18 protein-coding genes and 2 pseudogenes are annotated in these 26,886 nt (G+C 61.9%); 5 read left to right on the top strand and 15 right to left on the bottom strand.

The genetic code is table 11. The annotated features are described in order from the left end of the window. Positions 1–13: 13 nt before the first annotated feature. Both gltB and HFO71_RS23760 read left to right on the top strand, forming a co-directional pair. Entirely contained in the window at positions 14–4,738 is a 4,725-nt protein-coding gene (gene gltB / locus HFO71_RS23765; protein WP_221968349.1) for a glutamate synthase large subunit, read from the top strand. Positions 4,739–4,958: 220 nt separating this feature from the next. Next, complete coding sequence (locus HFO71_RS23760; RefSeq protein WP_026158876.1) at positions 4,959–6,413, top strand: glutamate synthase subunit beta; 1,455 nt, start codon at positions 4,959–4,961, stop codon at positions 6,411–6,413. Positions 6,414–6,602: 189 nt separating this feature from the next. On the opposite strand, the gene HFO71_RS23755 is transcribed toward HFO71_RS23760, so the two are convergent. Beyond that, the gene (locus HFO71_RS23755) at positions 6,603–7,844 is read right to left on the bottom strand and encodes an SGNH/GDSL hydrolase family protein (protein WP_221968351.1); all 1,242 of its coding nucleotides are present in this window, start codon (positions 7,842–7,844) and stop codon (positions 6,603–6,605) included. Between the two features lie 94 nt (positions 7,845–7,938). Continuing rightward, entirely contained in the window at positions 7,939–9,162 is a 1,224-nt protein-coding gene (locus tag HFO71_RS23750) for a lytic murein transglycosylase (RefSeq protein ID WP_077979509.1), read from the bottom strand. A gap of 203 nt (positions 9,163–9,365) precedes the next feature. On the opposite strand from HFO71_RS23750, the gene galU reads away from it, so the two are divergent. Beyond that, the gene (gene galU / locus HFO71_RS23745) at positions 9,366–10,253 is read left to right on the top strand and encodes a UTP--glucose-1-phosphate uridylyltransferase GalU (RefSeq protein WP_027667749.1); all 888 of its coding nucleotides are present in this window, start codon (positions 9,366–9,368) and stop codon (positions 10,251–10,253) included. Positions 10,254–10,321: 68 nt separating this feature from the next. On the opposite strand, the gene HFO71_RS23740 is transcribed toward galU, so the two are convergent. Next, positions 10,322–11,863 carry an outer membrane beta-barrel protein gene (locus HFO71_RS23740; protein ID WP_221988440.1) on the bottom strand — a complete coding sequence of 514 codons (1,542 nt, stop codon included), beginning with the start codon at positions 11,861–11,863 and terminating at the stop codon, positions 10,322–10,324. Between the two features lie 176 nt (positions 11,864–12,039). On the opposite strand from HFO71_RS23740, the gene HFO71_RS23735 reads away from it, so the two are divergent. Beyond that, a complete protein-coding gene (locus HFO71_RS23735; RefSeq protein ID WP_221968354.1) occupies positions 12,040–13,035 on the top strand; it encodes a KpsF/GutQ family sugar-phosphate isomerase in 996 nt (331 codons plus the stop codon). 14 nt (positions 13,036–13,049) lie between these two features. On the opposite strand, the gene HFO71_RS23730 is transcribed toward HFO71_RS23735, so the two are convergent. From HFO71_RS23730 to HFO71_RS23675, 12 genes and pseudogenes are all read right to left on the bottom strand, one after another. Further along, positions 13,050–13,505, bottom strand: a complete 456-nt coding sequence (locus HFO71_RS23730) for an NfeD family protein (protein ID WP_168335882.1) — start codon at positions 13,503–13,505, stop codon at positions 13,050–13,052. A gap of 3 nt (positions 13,506–13,508) precedes the next feature. Next, complete coding sequence (locus tag HFO71_RS23725; protein ID WP_132612300.1) at positions 13,509–14,549, bottom strand: SPFH domain-containing protein; 1,041 nt, start codon at positions 14,547–14,549, stop codon at positions 13,509–13,511. 183 nt (positions 14,550–14,732) lie between these two features. Then, on the bottom strand, positions 14,733–15,767 hold the full coding sequence (gene hemH / locus HFO71_RS23720; protein WP_132612298.1) for a ferrochelatase: 1,035 nt from the start codon (positions 15,765–15,767) through the stop codon (positions 14,733–14,735). A 124-nt stretch (positions 15,768–15,891) separates the two neighbouring features. Beyond that, positions 15,892–17,886 carry a bifunctional metallophosphatase/5'-nucleotidase gene (locus HFO71_RS23715; RefSeq protein WP_221968356.1) on the bottom strand — a complete coding sequence of 665 codons (1,995 nt, stop codon included), beginning with the start codon at positions 17,884–17,886 and terminating at the stop codon, positions 15,892–15,894. Positions 17,887–18,061: 175 nt separating this feature from the next. Further along, positions 18,062–18,286 (bottom strand): annotated as a pseudogene (locus HFO71_RS23710) (hypothetical protein); the annotation flags it as partial. 33 nt (positions 18,287–18,319) lie between these two features. Beyond that, positions 18,320–18,688 carry an outer membrane lipoprotein Omp10 gene (gene omp10 / locus HFO71_RS23705; protein ID WP_025395995.1) on the bottom strand — a complete coding sequence of 123 codons (369 nt, stop codon included), beginning with the start codon at positions 18,686–18,688 and terminating at the stop codon, positions 18,320–18,322. Between the two features lie 171 nt (positions 18,689–18,859). Further along, positions 18,860–20,311 carry a homospermidine synthase gene (locus HFO71_RS23700; RefSeq protein ID WP_094087431.1) on the bottom strand — a complete coding sequence of 484 codons (1,452 nt, stop codon included), beginning with the start codon at positions 20,309–20,311 and terminating at the stop codon, positions 18,860–18,862. Positions 20,312–20,508: 197 nt separating this feature from the next. Next, positions 20,509–20,873, bottom strand: a pseudogene (locus HFO71_RS23695) (nuclear transport factor 2 family protein). Between the two features lie 17 nt (positions 20,874–20,890). Further along, positions 20,891–21,175 (bottom strand): YciI family protein, encoded by a 285-nt coding sequence (locus HFO71_RS23690; protein WP_017962066.1) that lies wholly within the window; start codon positions 21,173–21,175, stop codon positions 20,891–20,893. Between the two features lie 2 nt (positions 21,176–21,177). Beyond that, on the bottom strand, positions 21,178–21,807 hold the full coding sequence (locus tag HFO71_RS23685; protein ID WP_168335879.1) for an aminotransferase class IV family protein: 630 nt from the start codon (positions 21,805–21,807) through the stop codon (positions 21,178–21,180). Continuing rightward, positions 21,804–22,964 carry an aminodeoxychorismate synthase component I gene (locus HFO71_RS23680; protein ID WP_221968358.1) on the bottom strand — a complete coding sequence of 387 codons (1,161 nt, stop codon included), beginning with the start codon at positions 22,962–22,964 and terminating at the stop codon, positions 21,804–21,806. The genes HFO71_RS23685 and HFO71_RS23680 overlap by 4 nt, the downstream gene beginning before the upstream one ends. Before the next feature lie 93 nt (positions 22,965–23,057). Then, the gene (locus HFO71_RS23675) at positions 23,058–24,914 is read right to left on the bottom strand and encodes a M3 family oligoendopeptidase (protein ID WP_131664391.1); all 1,857 of its coding nucleotides are present in this window, start codon (positions 24,912–24,914) and stop codon (positions 23,058–23,060) included. Positions 24,915–25,225: 311 nt separating this feature from the next. Between HFO71_RS23675 and HFO71_RS23670 the strand changes: the two genes are divergently transcribed. Beyond that, a complete protein-coding gene (locus HFO71_RS23670) occupies positions 25,226–26,773 on the top strand; it encodes a sigma-54-dependent transcriptional regulator (protein ID WP_221958070.1) in 1,548 nt (515 codons plus the stop codon). The last annotated feature ends 113 nt before the right edge of the window (positions 26,774–26,886 follow it).

The following is a 26,886-nucleotide window of genomic DNA, read 5'->3' as shown; positions in this document are numbered from 1 at the left end:
GACAGGAGGAAAGATGATGACGAAGACGCCATCCATGGAAGTTGACCGGTTTGCTGCCGCAGAGCTGCGCGCGACGGCCAATATGTCCAAATCCGCCTCCGGCCTGCCGAAGAAGCAGGGCCTCTACGATCCGCGCAACGAACATGATGCCTGCGGCGTCGGCTTCGTCGCGCATATGAAGGGTGAGAAGTCGCACCAGATCGTCAAGGATGGCCTGTTCATCCTCGAGAACCTGACGCATCGCGGCGCCGTCGGCGCCGATCCGCTGATGGGTGACGGCGCCGGCATCCTGGTGCAGATTCCCGACCGGTTCTTCCGCGAGGAGATGGCCGAGCAGGGCATCACCCTGCCGCCGGTCGGCGAGTATGGCGTCGGCCATATATTCATGCCGCGCGATGAAAAGCAGATCGAGCATTTCAAGAAGGTGATCAAGGACGTCATCACCGAGGAAGGTCAGGTCTTCATCGGCTTTCGCGACGTGCCCGTCGACAATTCCTCGCTCTCCAAGGCGCCGGCCATTGCCGCAACCGAGCCGCATCATGTGCAGGTCTTCATCGGGGCCGGCGAGGATGCCGAAAACAACGACGAGTTCGAGCGCCGGCTGTTCACGCTGCGCAAGGTGATCTCCAACCGCATCTATGACGAGTTCGACGGCGAGGAGAGCAATTTCTATCCGGTATCGCTGTCGTCGGCGACGGTGGTCTACAAGGGCATGTTCCTGGCCTATCAGGTCGGCGTCTACTACAAGGACCTGTCGGATCCGCGCTTCGAAAGCGCGGTCGCCCTGGTGCACCAGCGCTTCTCGACCAACACCTTCCCGTCATGGAAGCTCGCGCATCCCTACCGCATGGTCGCCCATAACGGCGAGATCAACACGCTGCGCGGCAACGTCAACTGGATGGCGGCCCGCCAGGCGTCGGTCTCCTCGCCGCTGTTCGGTGAGGACATCTCCAAGCTCTGGCCGATCTCCTACGAGGGGCAGTCGGACACGGCCTGCTTCGACAACGCGCTCGAATTCCTGGTGCGCGGCGGTTATTCGATGGCGCATGCGGTAATGATGCTGATCCCGGAAGCCTGGGCCGGCAACCAGTCGATGGCCGCCGAACGCAAGGCCTTCTACGAGTATCATGCGGCGCTGATGGAGCCCTGGGACGGGCCGGCTGCCGTTGCCTTCACCGACGGCAAGCAGATCGGCGCGACGCTCGACCGCAACGGACTGCGGCCGGCGCGCTACCTCGTCACCGATGACGACCGCGTCATCATGGCGTCCGAAGCCGGCGTGCTGCCGGTTCCGGAGGAGAAGATCATCCAGAAGTGGCGCCTGCAGCCGGGCAAGATGCTGCTGATCGACATGGAAGAAGGCCGCATCATCTCCGACGACGAGGTGAAGTCGCAACTGGCGACGGCGCATCCCTATCGCAGCTGGCTCAACCGCACCCAGCTCATCCTCGAAGACCTGAAGCCGGTCGAACCGCGGGCGCTGCGCCGCGACGTTTCGCTGCTCGACCGCCAGCAGGCCTTCGGCTACACGCTCGAGGATACCCGCATCCTGATGTCGCCGATGGCGACGACCGGCCAGGAGGCGATCGGCTCGATGGGCACGGATACGCCGATCTCGGCGATGTCGGAAAAGCCGAAGCTGCTCTACACCTATTTCAAGCAGAACTTCGCGCAGGTGACCAACCCGCCGATCGACCCGATCCGCGAGGAACTGGTCATGAGCCTGGTTTCCTTCATCGGGCCGCGGCCGAACATTCTCGACCATGAGGGGGCGGCCAACGCCAAGCGGCTCGAGGTTCGTCAGCCGATCCTGACCAATGGCGATCTCGAGAAGATCCGCTCGATCGGTCATACGGAAGACCGCTTCGACACCAAGACGCTCGATTTCACCTATGATATCGAGCGTGGTGCCGAAGGCATGCCCGAAATGCTCGACCGGCTCTGCGAGCGCGCGGAAGCGGCCGTCAAGGGCGGCTACAACATCATCGTGCTCTCCGACCGCCAGATCGGGCCGGACCGGATCGCGATTCCTGCTTTGCTCGCCACAGCTGCCGTGCATCACCATCTGATCCGCAAGGGGCTGCGCACCTCGGTCGGTCTCGTCGTCGAGACCGGAGAGCCGCGCGAAGTCCATCATTTCTGCCTGCTTGCCGGCTACGGCGCCGAGGCGATCAACCCCTATCTCGCCTTCGACACGCTGCTCGACATGCATGCCAAGGGCGAATTCCCGAAGGAAGTGGATGCCACCGAAATCGTCTACCGCTACATCAAGGCAGTCGGCAAAGGCATCCTCAAGGTCATGTCAAAGATGGGCATCTCGACCTATCAGTCCTATTGCGGCGCGCAGATCTTCGACGCGATCGGCCTGCAGTCTGAACTGATCGACAAGTATTTCTTCGGCACCGCGACGATGATCGAAGGCGTCGGCCTCGAGGCGATCGCCGCAGAAACCGTCGCCCGCCATAACGCGGCCTTCGGTACCGATCCGCTTCTTGCCACGACGCTCGACATCGGCGGCGAATATGCCTACCGCATGCGCGGCGAAAGCCATGCCTGGACGCCGGATGCGGTTGCGGCCCTTCAGCATGCCGTGCGCGGCAATGCCGAGGACCGCTACCGCGAATTCGCCGACATGGTGAACAATTCGGCGCTGCGCATGAACACCATCCGCGGTCTTTTCAAGATGAAAAGCGCCGAGGCGCTCGGCCGTACGCCGGTATCGATCGACGAGGTCGAGCCGGCGAACGATATCGTCAAGCGTTTCTCGACGGGGGCGATGTCCTTCGGCTCGATTTCCAGGGAGGCGCATACGACGCTGGCGATCGCCATGAACCGGATCGGCGGCAAGTCGAACACCGGCGAGGGCGGCGAAGAATCCGACCGCTATATACCGCTGGCCAATGGTTCGATGAACCCGGAACGTTCGGCGATCAAGCAGATCGCCTCGGGCCGCTTCGGTGTCACCACCGAATATCTCGTCAATGCCGACGTGCTGCAGATCAAGGTGGCGCAAGGCGCCAAGCCTGGCGAAGGCGGCCAGCTGCCGGGTCACAAGGTTGACGCGACGGTTGCCAAGACCCGCCACTCGACACCGGGTGTCGGCTTGATCTCGCCGCCGCCGCACCACGACATCTATTCGATCGAAGATCTGGCGCAGCTGATCTACGATCTGAAGAACGTCAACCCGACTGCCGATGTTTCGGTCAAGCTGGTCTCGGAAGTCGGCGTCGGTACGGTCGCTGCCGGCGTCGCCAAGGCGCGCGCCGACCATATCACGGTCGCCGGCTTCGACGGCGGCACGGGTGCGTCGCCGCTGACCTCGCTCAAACATGCCGGCAGCCCCTGGGAAATCGGCCTTGCCGAAACCCAGCAGACGCTGGTGCTGAACGGGCTGCGTTCGCGCGTCGCCCTGCAGGTGGACGGCGGCCTTAAGACCGGCCGCGACGTCATTATCGGGGCGCTGCTCGGAGCCGACGAGTTCGGCTTTGCTACCGCGCCGCTGATTGCCGCCGGCTGCATCATGATGCGCAAGTGCCATCTCAACACCTGTCCGGTGGGTGTGGCGACCCAGGATCCGGTGCTGCGCAAGCGCTTCAAGGGCGCGCCGGAGCACGTCATCAACTATTTCTTCTTCGTTGCCAACGAAGTGCGCGAAATTCTCGCCTCGCTGGGCTTCACCCGGCTCGACCAGATCATCGGCGCCTCGGAGCTGCTGGAGAAGGACGAGATGCTGAACCACTGGAAGGCGAAGGGCCTCGACTTCAGCCGCATCTTCCACAAGGTCGACGCTCCCAAGGAAGAGACCTTCTGGACGAGCCGGCAGAAGCACCCGATCGACGACATTCTCGACCGCGTGCTGATCGAACAGGCTCAACCGGCACTGACGGCCAAGACACCCGTCGCCTTCGAGGTCGGCATCAAGAACGTCGACCGGTCGGTGGGCGCGATGCTTTCCGGCGAGGTCGCCAAGCGTTATCGCCATCGCGGTCTGAAGGAAGACACGATCAACGTGACGCTTCGCGGCACGGCGGGGCAGAGCTTCGGCGCCTTCCTGGCGCGCGGCGTCACCTTCAACCTGATCGGTGACGGCAACGACTATGTCGGCAAGGGCCTTTCGGGCGGCAAGATCATCATCCGGCCGCCGGAGAATTCGAGGATCGTCGCCGAGGACTCGATCATCGTCGGCAACACCGTGCTTTATGGTGCGACCGAGGGCGAATGCTACTTCCGCGGTGTGGCGGGCGAACGTTTCGCCGTGCGCAATTCGGGCGCGATCGCCATCGTCGAGGGTGTCGGCGACCATGGCTGCGAATACATGACCGGCGGCGTCGTCGTTGTGCTCGGCGCCACGGGCCGCAACTTCGCAGCCGGCATGTCCGGCGGTGTCGCCTACGTGCTCGATCAAACCGGTGATTTCGCCAGCCGCTGCAACATGGCAATGGTCGAGCTCGAGCCGGTGCCCGAGGAGGACGACATGCTGGAGAAGCTGCATCATCACGGCGGTGATCTCATGCACAAGGGACGCGTCGACGTCTCTGGCGACATGACGCGCCATGACGAGGAGCGCCTTTACCAGCTGATCTCCAACCATCTGCATTATACGGGCTCGGCCCGCGCCACTGAGATCCTCGACAACTGGGCCGATTACCGCCCGAAATTCCGCAAGGTCATGCCGGTCGAATACCGGCGTGCGCTCGAGGAAATGGAGCGCAGCCGGATGGGCATCGCCGCGGAATGAATTGCACCGGACATCCGTCACCTGACGACTGCAGGTGACGGGTGACGAAAATATCTCGATGACCCGTGACGACCGACGGCGAAAGCTGTTCAGATCGCCGGATGTCTTTCAGGGGATATGGTCCAATGACGGTCAAGACAAGCAACTTGCCCCGGGTACCGGGACTGACGATAGACAGATTGGCTGCGGTGAGGCGGTCATGAGGGTAAGGGACGAAAATATGGGTAAGGTAACAGGGTTTCTGGAAATCGACCGGCAGGTGGCAAAGTACCAGCCGGCGTCGGATCGTATCCGTCATTTCCGCGAGTTCACGATCCCGATGTCGGACCCGGAAGTGCAGAAACAGGCCGCGCGCTGCATGGACTGTGGCATCCCTTATTGCCACGGCCCGACCGGCTGCCCGGTTCACAACCAGATTCCCGATTGGAACGACCTCGTCTACAACAACAACTGGGAAGCGGCGATCCAGAACCTGCATTCGACCAACAACTTCCCTGAGTTCACCGGTCGCGTCTGCCCGGCGCCTTGCGAGGAAGCTTGCACGTTGAACCTCGAGGATGCGCCGGTCGCCATCAAGACGGTCGAGCAGGCGATCGCCGACAAGGCTTATGAACTCGGCTTCATCCGGCCGCAGCCGGCAACGGTCCATACCGGCAAGAAGGTCGCCGTCATCGGCTCCGGCCCCGCCGGCATGGCGGCCGCCCAGCAGCTCGGCCGCGCCGGCCACGAGGTGCATCTCTATGAGCGCGAGACCAAGCCGGGCGGCCTGCTGCGCTACGGCATTCCCGATTTCAAGATGGAGAAAAACTTCATCGACCGCCGCGTCGAGCAGATGAAGGGCGAGGGCGTCACCTTCCATTGCGGCGTCAATGTCGGCGTCGACGTCAAGGTCGAGCAATTGCTCATCGATCACGACGCCGTGCTTTACTGCGGCGGCTCCGAGACGCCGCGCGAGGCGGGTATCCCAGGCACCGACCTTGCGGGCGTGCATGATGCGATGCCCTATCTGGTGCAGCAGAACCGCCGCGTCGGTCGCGAGAACATCGACAGCGTCGGCTGGCCTTCGGACCCGATCCTTGCCGGCGCCAAACATATCGTCGTCGTCGGCGGTGGTGATACGGCTTCGGACTGTGTTGGCACGGCGTTCCGCCAAGGCGCTGTCAGGGTCACCCAGCTCGACATCCGGCCGCAGCCGCCGGAGAAGGAAGACAAGCTTGCCGTCTGGCCGTTCTGGGCGACGAAGATGCGCACCTCTTCCTCGCAGGCCGAGGGCGCCGTGCGTGAATTCCAGGTGGCCACTCTTGAATTCGTCGGCGAAGACGGTGTGCTCACCGGCGTCAAGTGCTGCGAGGTCGACGAGCGCCGGCGGCCGGTTCCAGGCACGGAATTCGTCATCCGGGCCGATCTCGCCTTCATCGCCATCGGTTTCCGCGGCCCGTTTACCGGCAGCGTGCTGAAGGAGCTCGACGGCAAGCTGACGCTCAACACCGATAAGCGCGGCTCGACCAACGTGGTCGCCAACGACCGCGACTACAAGACTTCGGTCGACAAGTTCTGGACGGCGGGCGACGTGCGCCGCGGTCAATCGCTGGTGGTCTGGGCGATTCGTGAAGGCCGCCAGGCGGCGCGTGCGATCGACGAGGAATTGATGGGCTCGACCGTCCTGCCGAACTGAGCGTCAGCCGCACAGACCTCCCGAAGACACGAACTCCGCCGCTCCGGCGGAGTTTTTTCATGGTGCGCTGCGCTGTAGTGCGACCGCTTGACGCGGAGGCTCTGTGCCGCAAGCCCCAGGCAATGCCGGGAAACGAGATTTTCCGCCGGACGCGGGCTCAGAAGGAGCCGGCCACCCCGCGCGGCCTTTTCACTTGACCGAGACTTCAGCCGGCGCCTTAACCGCCGGCAGGCGGTAATCATCGACGCGGCCGGAAGGTGCTGGCGTCATCTCGCCCTGCTCGACCAGGAGATCGCGCGGCGACCGCGTCAAAGCCACAGGCGGCGGCCTGGCGCCGAGCAATTCGGTGCCGCCGTCGAGATTGGGATCGGAGAGACTGATCGGCACGGTATGTTCGACCGGATTGGCGGGAAGGCCGAGGCCGGGCAGATTGCTGGAGTCGAGGCGGACCAGATCGGGGCTTGCCTGCGTGCCGAGAAGACGCCGGGCCGGTTTTTCCACATAGAAGGCGAGCTTGCGCCGGCCGGCCTGGGTCAGGTTGATGCCATCGGAGGTGCGCAGGCGCACCTGCTGGCCGTTCACATCCGAACCGGTGACGATGAAGTTGCCGTTTTCATCGACGAAACCATCCCAGATGTCGACGAATTCGCCGCCGATGCTTTCGACCTGGTTGCGGTAGAGCTGGTTCATCTGGACGGCATCGGCCGTCATCGAATCGGATTCGAAGGCGGGAAGACCGACCCAGAGCAGCGGGATCTTGCGGTCGGTGACCTCCTTGCCGAAGGAAAGCACGCGGCGGCGGTATTCGGTGAACCAGGCATCGGTGCGGAATTTTTCCTTGGCGGTGTCGGTGACCATCTGCTGGCGGTCGTTGGCGCCGATCATGACGACGACCATTGCCGGCTTCAGCTCGTCGATCATCTTCGGCAGTTGTTCCGGCCAGTCGTAATAATCGTCGCGGACAAGGCCTGAGGAGACGTTGCCGCGGGCTTCGACGACGACACCCGGTGAGGTCTCGAAGGCGGCGGTGAGGCCGTCGCCGAGGCCGCTGGCCAGGAAATCGCCGACGATCAGGATCTTTCGGGCGTCGCCGAGCTTCTGTACGACCGGCTCCTCCTCCTGTACGGGAGCGCGGACCGGCGGTGCAGTGCGGGTATTGACGATGGCTTTCTGCGCTGGCGGGCGTTTGCGCTGCTGGCGTCTCGGCTGCTGGACGTCAGGAGCTTGCGGGCCGTCGTCGAGATAGCGTCGGCCAAGGAAGAAATCGAAGATCGACCGGCGCTGATAGCGCTGCTCCTGGGCTTCGGCGACATGCACCGGCGCAGACACGCCAAGGCATAGCGAAGCCGCCGCCAAGGCGAGCACGAGCCAGCGGATTTTACGGGTCCGATCAAATTTCTTCGTCATGGGCAGTTCCGCATCTGCCGGCATCTTGCACGCGGGGCAGGCCAGCGTCCACTCCAGCTTTTTATGTAGGTCACGGTTCCGCCGCTTCCAATCAGCGCTTACTTTTCGGTGTCGTGTTCTAGCGACGAAGTGCGTTCAGAAGCGGCAGCGAGGGCTCGCCGTCCGGCTGCATGCCGATGCGAGACTGCACGGCCGATATCGCCGCCTTCGAACCCGAGCCGAAATTGCCGTCGACCTCGCCATTGTAATAGCCGAGCGTCTTCAGACGGGTCTGCAGCTCGAATTTCTCGGTGATGTCGAGTGCGCCGTTCGGGCGCGGCCAACGCTGCTGCATGCCGCCGTAGCCGGCGATCTGGTCGGCCAGCAGGCCGACGGCAAGCGCGTAGCTGTCCGAGGCATTGTAGTTCTTGATGGTGAAGAAGTTGGCAGTCATCAGGAAGCCCGGGCCACTGGGCCCGGCCGGCATCTTCAATACGGCTTTGGTGCCGCTCTCGCGGAAGGCCTTGCCATTCGGGCGTGTCAGGCCGAGTGCCGCCCATTGGGCCAGCGTGTGGGTCTTGCCGGCCTGCTTGGCGGCGGCTGCGGGAACGACGACCTCGTAGCCCCAGGTCTTGCCGGTGTCCCAGCCGTTCTTCATCAAGAGATTGGCCGAGGTCGCCAGCGCGTCGGGGATCGAGTTCCAGATATCGCGATGGCCGTTGCCGTCGGCATCGATTGCATAAAGCAGGTAGCTTGTCGGAATGAACTGGGTGTGGCCCATGGCGCCGGCCCAGGAGCCGGTCATCTCGCGTGCCGGCACGTCGCCGTTCTGCAGGATCTTCAGCGCGGCGACCAGCTGTTTCTTGGCGAATTTGGCACGGCTCGGATCGGCATAGGCAAGCGTTGCCAGGGCGCGCGGCACATAGTGCAGCCGGTCGTCCTTGTCGAGGACCGCGCCGTAATTCGATTCCATCGACCAGATAGCCAGCAGTATGGTCTTGTCGACGCCGAAGCGCTGCTCGATTGCAGCGAGCGTTCTTGCGTGCTTGGCGGCCATCTCGCGGCCGATCTTGACGGTATAGGGATTGACGCGGGAATCGACGTAGTCCCAGATCTTCGAGGTGAATTCCGGCTGGTAGGCCGCTTTTTCGAGCACGGTCGGATCGGGCTCGCTCACCCCGGAAAAGGCCTTTTGATAGGTTGCCTTACTGATGCCACTCTGAGCGGCAGTTTGGTAAAAATCCGCGATCCATTTCTGGAACCGGGAATCAGCTTTCGCGTTGTCGGGGACCAGTCCTACCTGGGCTGCGACAATGAGCGCGAGCGCAAGACCACGAAGGGAGTTTTTGTGATTCTGGGTCATCGACAGTCGTATCCCACATCTTCAGTTTCAGGCGTAGCAGGGCGTCATGTCCGCCCAGACCCGAGACTACAGGAACGGAGTCAACAAAATCTTTACCATGACCGTCCGCTGAGGTCACCAGTTGCAAAACAGTTGCAATTCTATACTAGTCAGACGTGAACGGCTTTATTTAAAAGGCGATATAGTCAAAGCAGGAGGCCTGTGTGGCGCATCACAATAAAGTTCGTAAGGCAGTTTTCCCGGTAGCAGGGTTGGGGACGCGGTTCCTTCCGGCAACAAAGGCTGTTCCGAAGGAAATGTTGACCGTGGTCGACAAGCCGATCATTCAATATGTCGTCGATGAGGCGATCGAAGCCGGGATCGAGCATCTGGTTTTCGTCACCGGACGCAACAAGCACGTCATCGAAGATTATTTCGACATTCATTTCGAACTCGAGCAGACGCTCAAGGAGCGCGCCAAGAAGGCGGAAATCACGCTCCTGCAGCAGCAGCTTCCAAAGGCAGGTACGGTGAGCTTTACCCGCCAGCAGGAACCGCTCGGCCTCGGCCACGCCGTATGGTGCGCCCGCGAGATCGTCGGCGACGAGCCCTTCGCTCTGCTGCTGCCCGATATGATCATGAAGGGCGACAAGGGCTGCATGAAGGGCATGATCGACCTCTATGCCCAGAGCGGCGGCAATATCATCGCCGTCGAGGAATGCGCGCCAGATCAGGCGCATAAATACGGCATCGTCGGCGTCGGCGAGGCGATCGGCGACGGCTTCCGCATCACCGGCATGGTGGAAAAGCCCGCCAAGGGAACGGCACCGTCCAACTTCTTCATCAACGGCCGCTATATCCTGCAGCCTGAGATCTTCAAGATCCTTGAAACCCAGGAGCGCGGCGCCGGCAACGAGATCCAGCTCACCGACGGCATGCTGAAGCTGCTGAAGGAACAGGATTTTGCAGGTTACCACTTCCGCGGCGCGACTTACGACTGCGGCGCCAAGGACGGCTTCATCCTGGCGAACGTCGCCTTCGCCCTCGAACGCGCCGATATCCGCCCCTCCGTCGAAGGCGGCTTCAGGGAACTGCTGGCCGGCCTGAAATAAGTCGCAGATTCAACGCGATAGGCGCCGCGTGTCCTAACGGATGCGCGGCGCTCTATTTTCCGTCATTCTTAGCGTTTCAGCTTGAGACCGACGCCGGCTCGCCATTGCTGCGAATCGGTGCCTTCCTTGCGCGTCGTCAGCTCGTAGCCGAGCGTGCTGGTCAGATCGAGATAGCGGTTGATGTTCCAGGTCAGGCCGGTCGCGGCGGTATAGACGAGCTCGTCGTTGATGGTGCTGTCCGTGGGATAATCGCGCCATATGATCCCGCCGATCATCGTCCCGACCAGATTGTCGCGCAGCTGGTGGGTGACCGTCGTCGTCAGCGCGTGCGAGACGTAGCCGCTTTCGCCTGCCGTGGTCGAGGGTTGGATGCTTGTCTGCAGGTCGAGATTGACATCGGTGCCGCGGATCGGCGACCAGAGCAGGCTCGCATCAAGCGTGGCGGTATCGATCGAGGACAGGCGGTTGTCTTCGAAATCCGCCATCTCGTAGCCGACACCGACTTCACCCTTCAGCTTTTCGCCGAGATCGACCTCGACGCCTGCCTTGGCGCCATAGCTATGGCCGGAACGCTCGTAACCGGCGGAATCTTGCGTTTCGTCATACACCGTGCGGCCGATGTTGGCCTCGATGAAGGGGATGAGCGCGGGGGACAGTTCGTAGCCGACACGGCCACGCAACGTGCCCGTCGTCTGATTGCGGTCGCTGAGGGAGACGGTCGTGCCGTTCGAAAGTTTAGCGTCCGAATAAATCGAGCGTGTCAGCGCAAGTGCCGTCGTGCCACGCAGGATGCCAAAATCGCGCTGGACGGAGGCGCCGGCCGAAAATTCCTGGACGTCCGACTGCTGCGCGGCGTTGGTAATCGCGTCGGGATCATCGGTGTCCTCGCGGTAGAAATTATAGCCGGCGATGAGGTGCGCCGTGGTGTCGTCGGGAAGATCGAGCCTGAGATCGCTGTTGATCTTGAAGGAGGGCTGTTCCTCACCCTCGCCGCTGACATTCTTCTGCCAGGCGCCTTCCGAGGTCACGGTCAACTGATGCCGGCCCCAGTCGGAAGTCAGTGTCGCTGCCGCATCCGTTTCGAGAAAGGCGCGCCGCTGCCTGGTATTGCCGTCCTTGGTGGTCTCGGTATTGATGCTCTGGGTGACGCTCGGGCGGAGCACGAAAGTGCCGATCGGGATTCCCGGCGTTTCCGCTGTCGAGGCACTTTCGGCAGTCCTGCGGCGCGGCAGCGCCTCGTCGACCGGCGCTTCACGGGTGTTCAGCCGGCGTATCTCTTCGTCGAGGATGGAACCGGTAATGTCGTCGCCGGCTTGCGCGTCCGGTATGGCAGGCCGCTGCTGGGCATCGTCCGCGTTCGCGGTCGCGCCGTTTGCTGCAGGAATGGCGGTATCGCCGGTCTCGTCCTCGAAATCGGGGGCGGATGCGGCATTGTTGGTGGCGCGGTTATCCTGAGAGGCGGCGGAGCGGCTGTTTGCCGGCTGTGTCGAGGCGGACTGCGCGAAGGCTGCCGGCTGGCTGAGAAACAGGCCACCGAGCACAGCAAAAGAGACGGCACAGCTCATGGCGCGGAGCGGCGTCACACTGCTCGTCTGTTTTGGCTGGCCCATGCAATTCGCGCCTGACATGCTTTCGGTTCTTACCCAAAGGTAAAGCCTTGTGGTTAACCATTCGTTGCCGGCGGCGGGCGCTGTTCACAATTCGGAAAGAGCGGGGGATCGGAAAGAGTGCGGGTCGGAAATCGTGCGGGGTGGACTTGGAAAGTGAAAAGGTCTAACGCAATTTCATGAACAGAAGAGCGATCAACCTCGTTGAAAACAGCGTGCTCGAATCGGCAAAACGCACGATAGAGACCGAAAGACGCGGTCTTGAAGCGCTCGAACGTGCTTTTGACAACGGATTAGCCGGTCCTTTCACACGGGCCGTCGAAGTCATCGGCGACATCTCCGGCCGCGTGATCGTCACCGGCGTCGGCAAGAGCGGGCATATCGGCGCCAAGCTCGCGGCGACATTCGCGTCAACCGGGACGCCCGCCTTTTTCGTACATGCGGCGGAGGCCAATCACGGCGATCTCGGGATGATCGCGCGCGACGACGTCGTGCTGGCGATTTCCAAAGGCGGCGAGAGCGCCGAGCTCAAGAGCATCATTTCCTTCACGCGGCGCTTCTCCATTCCGCTGATCGCGATCACCTGCAGCGAAGGTTCCTCGCTTGCGGCCGCCGCCGATATCGTCCTTCTGATGCCGAACGAACAGGAGGCCTGCCCCAATGGGCTGGCGCCGACGACCTCGACGCTGATGCAGCTTGCAATCGGCGACGCGCTGGCGGTGGCGCTTTTGGAGGCGCGCGGCTTTACCGCCACGGATTTCCACGTCTTCCACCCCGGCGGCAAGTTGGGTGCGAGCCTGATGCATGTCGGCGATATCATGCATACCGGCGAGCGGCTGCCGCTCGTTGCCACGGGTACACCGATGCCGGAGGCGATCACGGTGCTGTCGCGCAAGCATTTCGGCTGCGTCGGCGTGCTTGATGAGGATGGGCGGCTCTGCGGTATCGTCACCGAAGGCGACATGGCACGCAACCTGACGCGCAATCTTGCCGAGCTTACCGTCGACGACATCATGACGCGGACGCCGAAGACGGTGAAGCCGACGGTGCTGGCGACCGCGGCCCTGGCGCTGCTCAACCAGCATCACATCGGTGCGTTGATCGTCATCGACGACGACCGCCGGCCGGTCGGGCTGGTGCATTTCCACGACCTGCTGCGGATCGGCGTCGCCTGATCAGGCTCGTTTGATCAGACGGGTTCCACCATCAGGTCGCGGCCGTTGCTCGAAACCACCTTCACCTGTGTTCCGACGGGCAGGTCAGGTCCCATCACCTGCCATAGCGTATCGTCGAGTCGGATTCGGCCGCGGCCCTCACGGATCGGTTCGTGCAGCGTCGCTGTGCGACCGACGAGGCTGGCGCCGCGCTGATTGAGGAAGGGCTCGTCGGTTGTGGCGTTGCGCAGCGTCAGCCGGCGGCCGGCGAAGGTCGTGGCAACGGCGAGAAGCGCAAAAAGGATCGCCTGTAACTCCCAGACCCAGAAGGCGCTGTCCCAGAAGAGCAGCGACAGCGCGCCGACGATCAAGGCGGCAAGGCCGATCCAGACCAGGAAGAAGCCGGGAACGATCATTTCCGCGGCGAGCAGCACGAGGCCCGCGACCCACCAGCTCCACGGACCGAGTTCGGCGACGATCTTCGCCAGCATGGCTTAGCGCTCCTGCTCGGGATTGAAAGGATTGGGGGTCGACGGATTGATCGGCGGCGTCGAGCGCGCCGGTGTGGTGCGCGGACGCGGCGGTACCGGTAGCGGCGTCGACGGGCTGTTGCCGGCATCGCCGAAGACCTCGCGGGCAATGGCGCCGATACCAGCGAGCGAGCTCAGGATGGAAGAGGCTTCCATCGGCATCATCACGATCTTGGAATTGGGCGCCGAACCGATCGAGGTGAGCGCCTCGGTGTATTTCTGGGCGACGAAATAGTTGATCGCCTGAATGTCGCCGGCGGCAATCGCTTCAGAGACCATCTTCGTCGCCTTGGCTTCGGCCTCGGCCAGGCGTTCGCGGGCTTCAGCATTGCGGAAGGCGGCTTCGCGCTGGCCTTCGGCTTGGAGAATGGCGGATTGCTTGGCGCCTTCGGCTCTGAGGATTTGCGCATTGCGCGAGCCTTCGGCTTCCAGCACCTGGGCGCGTTTCTCGCGCTCGGCCTTCATCTGACGGGCCATCGCATCGACCAGGTCGCGCGGCGGTTGGATATCCTTGATTTCGACGCGGGTGACCTTGATGCCCCAGGGATGCACGGCCTCGTCGACGACGCGCAGCAACCGGTCGTTGATCGCATCGCGGTTGGAGAGCAGTTCATCCAGATCCATCGAACCCATGACCGATCGGATGTTGGTCATGGTGAGATTGAGGATGGCGTTTTCGAGGTTGGAGACCTGATAGGCAGCCTGGGCGGCGTTCAGCACCTGATAGAAGGAAACGGCATCGGCCGAAACCGAGGCATTATCCTTGGTGATTACTTCCTGGGTCGGCACGTTCAGCACCTGTTCCATCACGTTCAACTTGGCGCCGACGCGCTCGATGAAGGGGGTGATGAGGTTGAGGCCCGGCTCCAGCGTGCGGGTATAACGCCCGAAGCGCTCGATCGTATAGCGGTAGCCCTGCGGCACGGTCTTGATCCCGGCAAAGAGCACCAGGATGACGAAGATGACCAGCACGATCACGACGATGTCGAAGCCGCCGAACAGCATGAAGAATTCCTCCTATCGGCGCGTGCGCGCCTGCCCAACTGATGTGGTGGGGTAGCATGTTCTTTGCGAGGAAGAAATGCCACACGGATGCCACACATCCGCATGAGAGGGAGGTTTCATCTCGGTTGAGTTATTCAGGCCTTCGCCAGCTATCCGCGCGGCACCGTTTGCTGAAAAAGTTTCTCAGATCCAGCCCTGCAATTCGCGGCGGACGACCTTTTCCAGCACCTTCATGCCGTCCTCGCCGTCGTTGAGGCAGGGAATATGCGCGAACTTCTCGCCGCCGTTCTCGTGGAAAGAATGGGCGGCCTGTTCGGCGATCTCCTCCAGCGTCTCCAGACAGTCGGAGACGAAGCCGGGATTGATGACGGCGATGCGCTTGACGCCGTCCTTGGCGAGCTTTTCCACGGTCTTGTCGGTATAGGGCTGCAGCCATTCCTCCGGCCCGAAGCGAGACTGGAAGGTGACCATGAAGTTTTCTTTGGTGAGCCCGAGCCGCTCGCGCAGCAGCCGGCCGGTCTTCTGGCATTGACAGTAGTAGGGATCACCCTGCTTGAAATAGGACATCGGTATGCCGTGGAAGGAGGCCAGCAGCATCTCGGGCTTCCAGTCGAGCGTCGAAAGATGCCTTTCGACGGACGTGGCGAGCGCCTCGATATAGGTCTCGTCGTCATGATAGGCGGGAACGGTGCGCAGCGCCGGCTGCCAGCGCATCGAGAGCAGCTTCTGGAAGGCCTTGTCGTTGACGGTGGCGGTCGTCGCCGCCGCATATTGCGGATAGAGCGGGAAGAGCACGATCCGGTCGCAGCCTTCTTCTTTCAACGCGTCGATGCGCGAGGCGATCGACGGTGTGCCGTAGCGCATCGCCCAGTCGACCTTGACGTTATCAAGATCCTTCAGGCGCTCGGCCATCAACGCCGACTGGTTGCGGGTATAGGTGCGCAGATAACTTTCGTTCCGCTCCTTGTTCCAGATCAGCTCATACGCCTTACCGACCTTCTGCGGGCGGGTGTTGAGCACGATGCCGAACAGGATCGGATACCACTTCCAGGGCGACCATTCGATGACGCGGCGATCGGTCAGGAATTCCCTGAGATAGCGGCGCATCGAGGTATAGTCGGTGCCATCAGGCGTGCCGAGATTGACCAGCAGCACACCGACCTTACCAAATTTGACGGCCGGATGGTCCGTCGGGCGGAGTGAAATATCTGCTGTCATCTTGGTCCCAATGTTCATTTGTCCCATCGGCTCATACGCAGCCTGGAGATCGCGGTTCACCCTATAGAAAGAAAAGCCGGCCCGGGAAACCCCGGACCGGCCAGTGGCGTCGAGACAAATCGTCTTACTTGGCGGGGACCTCGATCTCCTTGCCGACCGTCAGGTGACGCGGGTTTGGACTGCCATTGGCATCCGAAAGTTTCCGCCACAGCGTGCCGTCGCCATAGAAGGTCACGGCGAGATCCCAGAAGGTATCGCCCGCGGCGATGACGTGGGTGGAAGGCGTCGTCGCGGCAGGTGTGGAGGCTGCCGGTGCGGGTGCCGGTTCCGCGGCGGGTGCGGGTGCTGCTGGCGCCGGTGCCGCGGGTGCAGGAGTCGGTTCTGCAGGTGCCGCCGGCGCGGGAGCCGGTGCTGCTGGGGCCGGGGCAGCGGGTGCGGGAGCCGGCTCGGTGGATGGGGCGGGAGCAGCCGGTGCAGGGCTGGGTTCGGCAGAGGGAGCCGGAGCAGGCGCTGCCTGCGCCAGTTCCGTGACGCGGCCATCCGTGTAGGGCTTGTAAGGCGAATGCGCGGCGACAAATTCGGCGGTCACGTCGGCAAGATCCGGACCATAATCATAGGCGTTCTGGCCCTCTTTAAAGATCGTATAGCCGTCGCCACCGGCCCGCATGAAGTTGTTGGTGGCGACTTTGTAGGTCTTGGCCGGATCGATCGGAACGAAGCTGTCACCTTCCTTCACCTGGACATCGCTGACGCGGCTGCCGACAGGCTTCGACTGGTCGAAGGAGAACTTCAGGCCGGCGACCTGCGGGAAGCGCCCGGCGCCCTGGTCAATCTGGCTGACACCGTTTTCGAGCGCCTTGACGATGTCTGCGCCGGTCGTCTCAAACGTAGCGAGCGTGTTTTGGAACGGCAGGACGGTGATGACCTCACCCTGGGTGACCTCGCCACCGTCGATCGAAGCGCGTAGGCCACCGCCGTTCTGGACGGCGATGGTGACGCCCTGGTTCTTGGTGCGATCGAGCATGGCGTCGGCCACCAGATTGCCCATCGAGCATTCCTTGACGCGGCAGACCTTGCGGTCGCCTTCGATCGGGCTTTCGGAGGAGCCGATCACCTTTTTGCGCAGTTCCTCGATCGGCTTTGCCAGTTCGGCAATGCGGGCAATGACGGCGGGATCGGGCGTGAAGCTGGAATCGATCAGGATCGGATCGCCCTTGGCATCCTTGACCACGCCGCTGTCGTCGAAATTGACGACGAGATCACCGAGATACTTGCTGTAGGAGGCGGCCTGGACGACCGGCACCTTGTAGCCGCCGGGATTGTCGACCATCGTCGGATAGGGGCCTTCCGCCTTGGGGTCGGTATTCGAGAGCAGGCTGTGCGAATGGCCGCCGACGACGACATCGACATCCGGGATTTTGGCGATCAGGGCGAGATCGCGGGGGTAACCGACATGGGTCAGCGCGATGATCTTGTTGACGCCCTGGCCCTTCAGATCCTGAATGGCTGCCGTGATGGTCTGGACATCATCTTCAATCGCAACGTTCGGGCCGGGGGAGGAAAGTTCTGCCGTATCATTGGTGACGGCGCCGACGATGCCGATCTTCTGGCCGCCGACATCGAGCACCAGCGACGGTTTGATGCGGTCGCCGAGCTTGGAGGCGGCGGTCGCCTTGACGTTCGCCGTCACGACAGGGAACTGCACCTTGTCGAGGAAGGTCGCGAGCCCGTCCTCGCTGTCGTCGAATTCATGGTTGCCGACGGTCATGGCGTCGAACTTCATCAGGTTCAGGAATTCGGCTTCGGCCGCTCCCTTGTAGGTCGTGTAGAAGAGCGAGCCCTGGAAATTGTCGCCGGCATTGAGGAGGACGACGTTCTTGCCGGATAGCGCCTGACGACGCTGGTCAATCGCGGTCTTCAGGCGGGCCGCACCACCAAAGCATTCCTTCTTGCCTTCCTCCTCGGCCGAGCAGGTGGAGTCGAACTTGTTGATCGATTCGATGCGCGAATGGAAATCGTTGATATGAAGAATATTGAGTTCGTAATCCGCAAAGGCGGCGCCCGCGCTCAGCGCCAGCATGGACGCGGTCAAAAGACCGAAGCTGAAAGACTTCGTCATCCCTGTTCTCCTGATTGAGGCGAAAGATCCCCCTGATCCTCGCCGATCCCTTTCATTATGCGCCGGGGCGGTTTCCCGGCCTGCGGATGTTCCATCAGACGATGCACGACCGCAAGAGAAAGCTGGGCCAGGCGGGGCGGTTTCCAAGGGGGCAGGGTAAAAAAGCCGGGTTGCTTTATTCCCGGCATTCGCCGTCGGGGGTGTTTCGATAGAGTTCGTGCACGGCCTCCGCAATATTCGGAACCGTGGCGAGCGCGATGATCAAGCAGAGAATGGAAACGAGGCGATGAAAGCGCCGGCCGGCCCGATAGGCAATGAGCGCGCCTGCACCATAGATCAGAACCGCCGGTACGACGAAGATCGGCACCAGCGGCCCGGCGCAATCGGGAGCGGCGATGCCCGCATGGTGTGCTCTAGCCTATCGCCCCATCTCTCAGCCGCGGCGGGAAAGCGTGAACTGCGCGCCGGAATCGGAGGTGCAATTGAGCTGGCTCGGGTTGACGAGGGCGCAATTGACCTTGGACTGGGTCTTGCGCACCAGCGAGGTCATGTTGATCTCCACCAGGGTCGGTGAGGTATTGATATAGGTGCCCGAGGCAAGAAGCTGGTTGCTGTCGGTCGTGCGGGTGGTGAAAGTACCGCCTTGGAAGGTGGAAACGATGCCGTTCGGATCGCTCCAGTTGCCTTCGACACCGGTGGCGGCGGGCGAGGTTGCAACCGGCAAACGACGCGGCTCCGATGAAACGCAGGCGGCAAGAGCGGCCGCTGCACCGACAAGAACAAGACCAGTTCTGATTTTCATAAGGCTTCTCCCGGCGAATCGGCGCGGCGGACAGCCGCCAAGTTCGGGCAAAACATGGCGCGCGCCCGGCACGAAGGCAAGCCTTGGAGGGGTGGCGGGCGCCAATTATACAGCCGGCGTTACAAAAATGCCCGCCTTGCGGCGGGCATTGTCAAAGCCGTGCAGGCGATCTCAGCGAACCAGAATGTTCCTGAACTGCCACGGATCCTTGGTGTCGATATCCTCCGGGAAGAGGCCCGGACGGCCGTCGAGCGGGGTCCAGTCGGTGTAGTGGCCTTCGACCGGGCCGAGATAAGGCATCTGCACTTCGAGGCAGCGCTTGTAATCGATCTCGTCGGCTTCGACGATGCCGGCATTCGGGTTTTCCAGCGCCCAGACCATGCCGGCGAGGACGGCGGATGTGACCTGCAGGCCGGTGGCGTTCTGGTAGGGCGCGATGCGGCGGGTTTCTTCCAGCGACAGGCGTGAGCCATACCAATAGGCATTCTTCTCATGGCCGTAGAGCAGGACGCCGAGTTCGTCGATGCCGTCCTCCAGCTCGTCCTCGTCGAGAACGTGATGGACCGGCTGCGGCGTGCCGCCATTGCCGAACATCTCATGCAGCGAGAGAACGGCGTCGTTGGCCGGGTGGTAGGCATAGTGGCAGGTCGGGCGGAAGGTCACTTCGCCGTCCTTGTCGCGGACCGTGAAAAAGTCGGCGATCGAGATCGACTCGTTGTGGGTGACGAGGAAGCCATATTGCGGACCAGGCGTCGGGCACCAGGTGCGCACGCGGGTGTTGGCGCCCGGCTGTTCCAGGTAGATTGCCGCCTTGTTGCCCTTCTTGTGCTTCTTGGCGTTCTTCGGCATCCATTCTTCATGTGTGCCCCAGCCGAGTTCGGCCGGCTGCAGGCCTTCAGAGATGAAGCCTTCGACGGACCAGGTGTTCCAGAAGACGTTGAGCGGCTTCGGATGCTTGGTGCGCTGGGTGTCGCGCTCGGCGATGTGGACGCCCTTTACCCCGAGCTTCTTCATCAGCTTTGCCCAGCCTTCGCGATCGTGCTGGTCCGGTTCCTCGAACTTGAGGCCGATGTCGTTGGCGAGGTTGACGAGCGCCTGCTTGACGAACCAGGAGACCATGCCGGGATTGGCGCCGCATGTGGAGACGGCGGTGGCGCCGCCCGGATTCTTCGCCTTTTCCTTGCGCATGGTTTCGCGCAGCGCATAGTTGGTGCGGTCGGCATTGCTCATGCTCTTGTCGAAATAGAAGCCGAGCCAAGGCTCGACGACGGTGTCGATATAGGGAACGTCGAGCTTGCGGCAGAGCTTGATGATGTCGAGCGAGGAGGTGTCGACCGAAAGGTTGACGCAGAAACCCTGGCCCTCGCCTTCCGTCAGCAGCGGCTTCAGCAGTTCCTTGTAATTGTCCTTGGTGACATATTCCTTGATGTGGCGAACGCCGTGCTTCTTCAGGATCTCCATGTCGGAGGGTTCTTCACGAGGGTCGATGACGACCATCCGGCTCTTGTCGAATTTGAAATGGCGCTCGATCAGAGGCAGGGTGCCGCGACCAATGGAGCCAAAGCCGATCATCACGATCGGACCGGTAATTTCGGCATATACCGGATAGTTCTGTTCCGTCATTCTTTTCTCCTGTGGAAGAGGACGAAGGCGTTCAGCCTGAAGAATTGTTTTGAAATTGCCGCAGAGAGTGCGAGGTGACCGGCTCTAACCATAAAACGGCGTCACAATAAAGAGCGTTGACGGGGAAAGGCCAAATATCGAGCGGCGATAGAGGCCGGCGAGGCCGTCCTGGGGATCGGCAGCCCGTCTGGATTGGCTTAACCGATGACGGTGCCCTGGTGGAAGAGCATACGCCAGTGCCCGTCCTCTTCCAGCCGCCAGATGGAACTGCGCAGCGTTCGCCTTTCGCTTCCGTCGGTGTCTGTGTAAATGGCGCGGTAGGTGACGAGCGCGATGTGCTCGGCAAGTCTTTGGGTTTCGAAATGCTCGCCGTGGGACGTTCCCGTCCGTTGTTCGGCCAAAAGACTGGGCACAATGACGTCGAAGGTATAGAGCCGTCCGGAACTGCCGATTTCACGGAATCGCGCGAGAGCAGCGTAGTCAGCATCTCCCGCGAGGCGCGAACGGACGGGTCGAAGAGTTTTTCTTCGAGCTCTTTCAGATGGGCTGCGAGATCATCCATGATCGGCTCCTGCTAATTCAGCGCTTCAGGATTTCCAGTCCTTCGACCGCAGTCGTTACGGCAAGCTCGGTGATATCGTATTCGGCAACGCCATGGATGATGAAGGGATCGGCGGCGACATAGGTCTCGATTGCGGTGCGATCGCCGATTGCGAGGATGACGCCGCCGGTGCGCGGTACCTTGCGGCCTGAGGCGAGGAACCAGCCCTTGGCATAACCCTCCTTCACCCAGGCCATGTGCGGCTCCATGTGCCTGTCGGCTTCATCGTTGGGTTTCACATAGGTGAGCGAGAGAATGAACATGGTCAGCTCCTGACGAGGTTTGCGAGGATAAGACCGCGCAGCGAATTGCCGATATAAAGCGTGCCGGCATCGAGATCGGCAAGCGTGATACGGCCGACGCGGGCCTGTCGCCGGCAGATGAGTTCGGTGCGCAGCACGCCGGCGAGCAGGCCGCAGGAGATCGGCGGGGTGCGCAGGATGCCGGTTCCATCGTCCAGGAAGATCGAGGTGATGGTGCCCTCGCAGACTTCGCCGCACTCGTTCAAAAGCATGACTTCATCGGCTTCATCAGGCCTGTATTCGGCGCGCGCGGCCTCGTAGACGGCGCGGCGCGTGGTCTTGAGGCGCAGCAGTCTGTCGGCGGAATTTAGGCGGGTCTCGGCGAGGCGGACGGTCCAGATGGTTTCGGGCGCCAGGGGCACGAAAGCGGCGCGCGTCACCTCGATCCGGCCTTGCGCGTCGAAGGTCAGGCGGATGCGCAGTGGACCGGTAGCACCCGCAACGGCTTCGTCGAGCTTGGCCGCCGCCTCGATCGGTTGTGGGAAGCCAAGGCGACGGGCGGAGCGGGAAAGCCGGGCGAGATGCAGCCGCAGCCGGATGAAGCCCTCGCCGGGCTGCCAGCGCAGCGTCTCGATCAACGAAAAATCGATCATCGCGCAATCCATTGGTCGCCGACAGCGAAGCGGGCCTTGAGCAGGCATTCCTCATATTCGGCCTCGGCGGTCGAATCGAAGACGATGCCGCCGCCGACATTGAAGACGGCCCTGCCGCCGTTAAAAAGCGTGATCGTGCGGATGGCGACGGAAAAACGCATGGCGCCGGTGGGTGAGATCATGCCGATCGCGCCGCAATAGGCGTCGCGGGGGATATCCTCGAGCCCGTGGAGGATTTCCATTGCCCGCATCTTCGGGGCGCCGGTGATCGAACCGCAGGGGAAGAGCGCGGAGAAGATGTCGCGGATCGAATGATCGGGGCGGAGCCTTGCCTGGACATGGCTCACCATCTGGTGGACGGTCGGATAGGTCTCGATGTCGAAGAGCTTCGGAACGTCGAGCGTGCCGACCTCCGTAATGCGGGAGATATCGTTGCGCAGGAGATCGACAATCATGCGGTTTTCCGCCTGCGTCTTGATATCGCGGCGCATGGCCTTGATGATTTCGGCATCCTCGGCGGTGGTAGCGCCGCGTTTCGCCGTGCCCTTCATCGGATGGGTCTCGATCCAGCCCTCTTCATCGGTGCGGAAGAAAAGTTCGGGCGACCGCGAAAGGATGATCGGGCCGCCGAGATCGACCAGCGCGCCGTATTTGACCGGCTGGCGTTCGATCAGCGACCAGAAGGCGGCACGAGGATCGCCATTCCAGCGAGCCTCGACCGGCATGGTGAGGTTCGCCTGATAGGCGTCGCCGAGCCGCAGGTGCTGGTGGAGACGGTCGAAGCGCTCTTTATATATAGGGAAATCCCAGGCGGCTTTCGGAGCGGTGAGGAATTCCTCGTTTTCGAGGCGCTGTTTTGGCTGGGCAAGCGGATGCGTATCGGCCTGCGGAGCGTCAAACACGCCGAAACAGATGAGTGGGGTCTCGCGATGTTCCCCGGCGAAGGGAGCAAGTTTTTCCTCGAAGAGGTATCCGGCCTCATAGGCCATGTAGCCGGCAAGCCATTTGCCTGCTGCCTTGGCCTGCTCCATCCGGGCAAGGCCTGCAAAGAACTCGGCGCGCGTCCTGGCAACGATGATCTCGGCCGGTTCGGCAAAGAGCATCACCTGTCCGGTCACGTCGTCGCGGAAGAGAATAGTGGGTTGGGTTTCGGCCATCGGCGGCGTCTTTTCTTGGAGCGCGATCCCTCGTCCGCCTGCTGGCGCCTCTTCCCGCTTGCGGGAAGAGGTTTAGCGTGGGGACAGGGCTGATCAGGCCGCTCTATCCAACGCTTCCAGTTCGTCGATCAGCCCTTCGATCATCGCCAGGCCCTGGCTCCAGAACGACGGATCGGTGGCGTCGAGGCCGAAAGGCTTCAGCAGTTCCGAGTGATGCTTGGTGCCGCCGGCCCTCAGCAGTTCGAAATACTTCTCCTGGAAGCCCTTCTCGGCCTTCTGGTAGACGGCATAGAGCGAATTCACCAGGCAATCGCCGAAGGCATAGGCGTAGACATAGAAGGGCGAGTGGATGAAGTGGGGGATGTAGGCCCAGTAGGTCTCGTATCCCTCGGAAATGCTGATCGCCGGCCCAAGGCTCTCCGACTGGACGGAGAGCCAGAGCTCGCCGATGTCGTCAGCTGTGAGTTCGCCGGCCTTGCGGGCGGTGTGCAGCTTCCGCTCGAATTCGTAGAAGGCGATCTGGCGCACGACCGTGTTGATCATGTCCTCGACCTTCTGGGCGAGCATCGCCTTGCGTTCGCGCGTATCGGTGGTCTTTTGCAGAAGGGCGCGGAAGGTCAGCATCTCGCCGAAGACGGAAGCGGTTTCGGCAAGCGTCAGCGGCGTCTGGCACATCAGCGCCCCTTGTGCGCCGGCGAGAACCTGATGCACGCCGTGCCCGAGTTCATGGGCAAGGGTCATCACATCGCGCGGCTTGCCCATATAATTGACGAGCACATAGGGATGGGCGGAGGGAACCGTCGGATGGGCGAAGGCGCCGGGCGCCTTGCCGGCACGAACCGGAGCATCGATCCACTGTTCGTCGAAGAACCGCCTGGCGATATTAGCCATTTCGGGGGCAAAATTGCCATAGGCCGAAAGCACCGTGTCCTTCGCCTCCGGCCAGGAGATGATGGCGGTGGAGGTTTCCGGAAGCGGCGCGTTGCGGTCCCAGAAATTCATCTGCTCCATGCCGAGCCATTTCGCCTTCATCTTGTAATAGCGATGCGAAAGGCGGGGATAGGCTTCGCGGACGGCTGCGGCCAGCGCATCGACGACCTCGCGCTCGACGCGGTTTGCCAGGTGGCGGCTGTCGGCGATGTCTTCGAAGCCGCGCCAGCGGTCGGCGATCTCCTTATCCTTGGCAAGCGTGTTGGTGATCAGCGTGAAGGTGCGGATATTCGCCTTGAAGGTTTCGGCGAGCGCCATGGCTGCCTTGCGGCGCACTTCCGGATCCTTTTCCTGCAGCTTGTTCAGCGCGACTTCGAGCGGCACTTTCTCGCCATCGATGTCGTAGCGAAGTTCCGCCATGGTTTCGTCGAAGAGGCGGTTGAAGGCGGCGGCCGATGTCATCGACTTCTCGAGGAATAGCTGTTCCAGCTTGTCGTCGAGCTGATAGGGCTTGTCCTTCCGGAGGTCGAGCAGCCAAGGGCGATAATGTCCGGCGGCGGGATCATTCGCCATGCAGGCGTCGAGCACCGCGTCGTCGATGCGGTTCAGTTCCAGCGCAAAGAACAGGAGATGGCCGGAAAATTCGGTGATCTTGGTCTGTACGTCGCCGTAGAGCTTGCCGTTTGTCGGATTGGTGGTGTCGGAGAAATAAGTGAGGCCGGCGAAGGAGCCGAGACGGCCGATGATGTCGTCTAGCGCCTCATATTCCTTCAGCGCCGCGCCGATGCCCTCAGCGCCGGTCTTCGCCGCCGCCTCAGTGAGTGTGCCCTTCCACTTTTCTTCAAAGGCGATCGCTGCCTTGCCGGCCTTTTCCATGTCGGCGACGAAGGCGGTGGAGGTGGCGGAGGGATAAAGATCCTGCAGCTTCCAGACCGGCAGCTCGCCGAGCGCCGGGTCGGCGGCTCCGGCTGGCGCTGCTGCCGATAAAAGAAGGCCGGCATGCGGGAGCTTGATTTTCATGGGCGCAATTCCTCTCCACTTTCATAACAGGTCTGATTGTCTACCGCATCGGCCCGAAAATCGGAATCGATTTTCGGAAAGCACGATGCGTAGGTTCAAAGTGTTACAGCGTCCTTTGCGCGTCTGAAAAGACGGCGGCGCTGTAAGCGCGGGAAGGCCCGGCATCAAGGGGCTTTCGGCGCATGAAAGGCTCTCGCTTCGGCACGAAAACGACGCGTGGCAATCGTTAAAATGCAATTGTTTCTCAAAACTGGATGTTCAAGCCTTGCTGTCAGAGTGCGCTTTATGGTTTCGCATGAAGTGAGGCGACAATGACGGGTTACAATGAGCTCAAGGGAGCAGGGCAGATCCTCGTGGTCGAAGACGACCCCGTGCAGCGCCGCCTGCTCAAGAACGCAATCGAGCGTCACGGCCATGTCGTGCACCAGGCGGAAAACGGCCGCATCGGCCTGGAAATGGTCAAACGCGACAGCGGCCTTTTCAACGTCATCGTGCTCGACTTGATGATGCCGGAGATGACCGGCCTCGAATTCCTCGATGCGCTTCACGAATTCGGCACGCAGATCCCCGTCATCGTGCAGACGGGGCAGGGCGGCATCGAAACGGTGGTGCAGGCGATGCGCGCCGGCGCCTTCGATTTCGTCGTCAAGCCGGTCTCGCCCGAACGCATCGCCACTTCCATCTCGAACGCGATGAAGCTCGACCAGCGCGAGGTGAAGGCGCGGGCCGGACGCCGGTCGCGCTCAGGCTCGGTCGGTTTCGACGACATCGTCTCGGCAAGCCCGGCGATGCTCCGTGTCATCGATCTCGCCCAGCGGGCGGCTCAGTCCAACATTCCCGTCGTGCTCGAAGGCGAATCCGGCGTCGGCAAGGAGCTGGTGGCGCGCGCCATCCAGTCCGGCGGCGACCGCTCGAACAAGCCCTTCGTCACGGTCAATTGCGGGGCGATCCCGCATAATCTGGTCGAAAGCATTCTCTTCGGTCACGAGAAGGGCGCGTTTACCGGCGCGACGGAGCGCCATATCGGCAAATTCATGGAAGCCGATGGCGGCACCATCTTTCTCGACGAGATCGGTGACCTGCCGCTTGAGGTGCAGGTGAAGCTTCTGCGTGCCGTGCAGCAGGGCGAGATCGAGACCGTCGGTGCGCGCACCGCGCACAAGGTCAATGTCCGACTGATCTCGGCGACCAACAAGGATCTGATCGAGGAGGTCAAGAACGGCCATTTCCGCGAGGATCTCTATTATCGCCTCAACGTCTTCCCGATCACCATTCCTGCGCTGCGCAAACGTAAGGAAGACATTCCGCATCTGGTGCGCGTCTTTGCTGACCGCTTCTCCAGCGAGCAGAAGAACGGCCGCCGCATGACGGTGAATGCCGGCACGCTGGCTTTGCTGACGGCCTATGACTGGCCGGGCAACATCCGCCAGCTCGAAAACGCGATCTTCCGCGCGGTCGTCTTGGCCGAAGGGCCGGAGTTGACCGAAGCGGATTTCCCGCAGATCGCCGCCCAGCTTCCGGAATATGACGTGGTGGATCACCTGGCGCTCGTTGCCGACAATACCGGCCTCGATCCCGACAGCGGCTATGGCGAGGACTTCAGGGCGTCGATCTCAGGCGAGGTGCACCATCACCGGCTGTCCGAGGCCTCGGAAAACGCCATCGCCAGCGTCAATCCTGCCGGAGACGTGCGTAGGCTTGCCGATGTCGAGGAGGAGCTCATCCGATTCGCGCTCAAATTCTACCGCGGGCAGATGAGTCAAGTGGCGCGCAAGCTCGGCATCGGCCGATCCACACTTTATCGCAAGCTCAAGGACTACGGCATAGATCCTGACAATCCCCAGAAAGATGCGGCTTAAGCGCTTTTCATTAAGATTAAGGCAACCACGTTTTGTTACTAGTCATAAACCACTTGTTAGTGGCGCGTTCACTATGTAAAGAAAAGGTTGATCATGTGTGGCATTTTTGCCAT

This window comes from Rhizobium laguerreae, assembly GCF_019778565.1.
GTDB lineage: Bacteria > Pseudomonadota > Alphaproteobacteria > Rhizobiales > Rhizobiaceae > Rhizobium > Rhizobium laguerreae.
The sequence above is the reverse complement of the archived record's forward strand: the minus strand, read 5'-3'. Positions and strand labels throughout refer to the sequence as shown.

Bases quoted from the DNA above. Each gene is read 5' to 3' on its own strand.
- HFO71_RS23685 (WP_168335879.1), bottom strand. From the start codon at position 21,807: ATGATCGATTTTTCGTTGATCGAGACGCTGCGCTGGCAGCCCGGCGAG.
- HFO71_RS23715 (WP_221968356.1), bottom strand. From the start codon at position 17,886: ATGACGAAGTCTTTCAGCTTCGGTCTTTTGACCGCGTCCATGCTGGCG.
- HFO71_RS23760 (WP_026158876.1), top strand. From the start codon at position 4,959: ATGGGTAAGGTAACAGGGTTTCTGGAAATCGACCGGCAGGTGGCAAAG.
- omp10 (WP_025395995.1), bottom strand. From the start codon at position 18,688: ATGAAAATCAGAACTGGTCTTGTTCTTGTCGGTGCAGCGGCCGCTCTT.
- HFO71_RS23730 (WP_168335882.1), bottom strand. From the start codon at position 13,505: ATGCTGGCGAAGATCGTCGCCGAACTCGGTCCGTGGAGCTGGTGGGTC.
- HFO71_RS23755 (WP_221968351.1), bottom strand. From the start codon at position 7,844: ATGCCGGCAGATGCGGAACTGCCCATGACGAAGAAATTTGATCGGACC.
- hemH (WP_132612298.1), bottom strand. From the start codon at position 15,767: ATGACAGCAGATATTTCACTCCGCCCGACGGACCATCCGGCCGTCAAA.
- HFO71_RS23670 (WP_221958070.1), top strand. From the start codon at position 25,226: ATGACGGGTTACAATGAGCTCAAGGGAGCAGGGCAGATCCTCGTGGTC.
- HFO71_RS23735 (WP_221968354.1), top strand. From the start codon at position 12,040: ATGAACAGAAGAGCGATCAACCTCGTTGAAAACAGCGTGCTCGAATCG.
- HFO71_RS23675 (WP_131664391.1), bottom strand. From the start codon at position 24,914: ATGAAAATCAAGCTCCCGCATGCCGGCCTTCTTTTATCGGCAGCAGCG.
- gltB (WP_221968349.1), top strand. From the start codon at position 14: ATGATGACGAAGACGCCATCCATGGAAGTTGACCGGTTTGCTGCCGCA.
- HFO71_RS23680 (WP_221968358.1), bottom strand. From the start codon at position 22,964: ATGGCCGAAACCCAACCCACTATTCTCTTCCGCGACGACGTGACCGGA.
- HFO71_RS23690 (WP_017962066.1), bottom strand. From the start codon at position 21,175: ATGTTCATTCTCTCGCTCACCTATGTGAAACCCAACGATGAAGCCGAC.
- HFO71_RS23740 (WP_221988440.1), bottom strand. From the start codon at position 11,863: ATGGGCCAGCCAAAACAGACGAGCAGTGTGACGCCGCTCCGCGCCATG.
- HFO71_RS23700 (WP_094087431.1), bottom strand. From the start codon at position 20,311: ATGACGGAACAGAACTATCCGGTATATGCCGAAATTACCGGTCCGATC.
- HFO71_RS23725 (WP_132612300.1), bottom strand. From the start codon at position 14,549: ATGCTGTTCGGCGGCTTCGACATCGTCGTGATCGTGCTGGTCATCTTC.
- HFO71_RS23750 (WP_077979509.1), bottom strand. From the start codon at position 9,162: ATGACCCAGAATCACAAAAACTCCCTTCGTGGTCTTGCGCTCGCGCTC.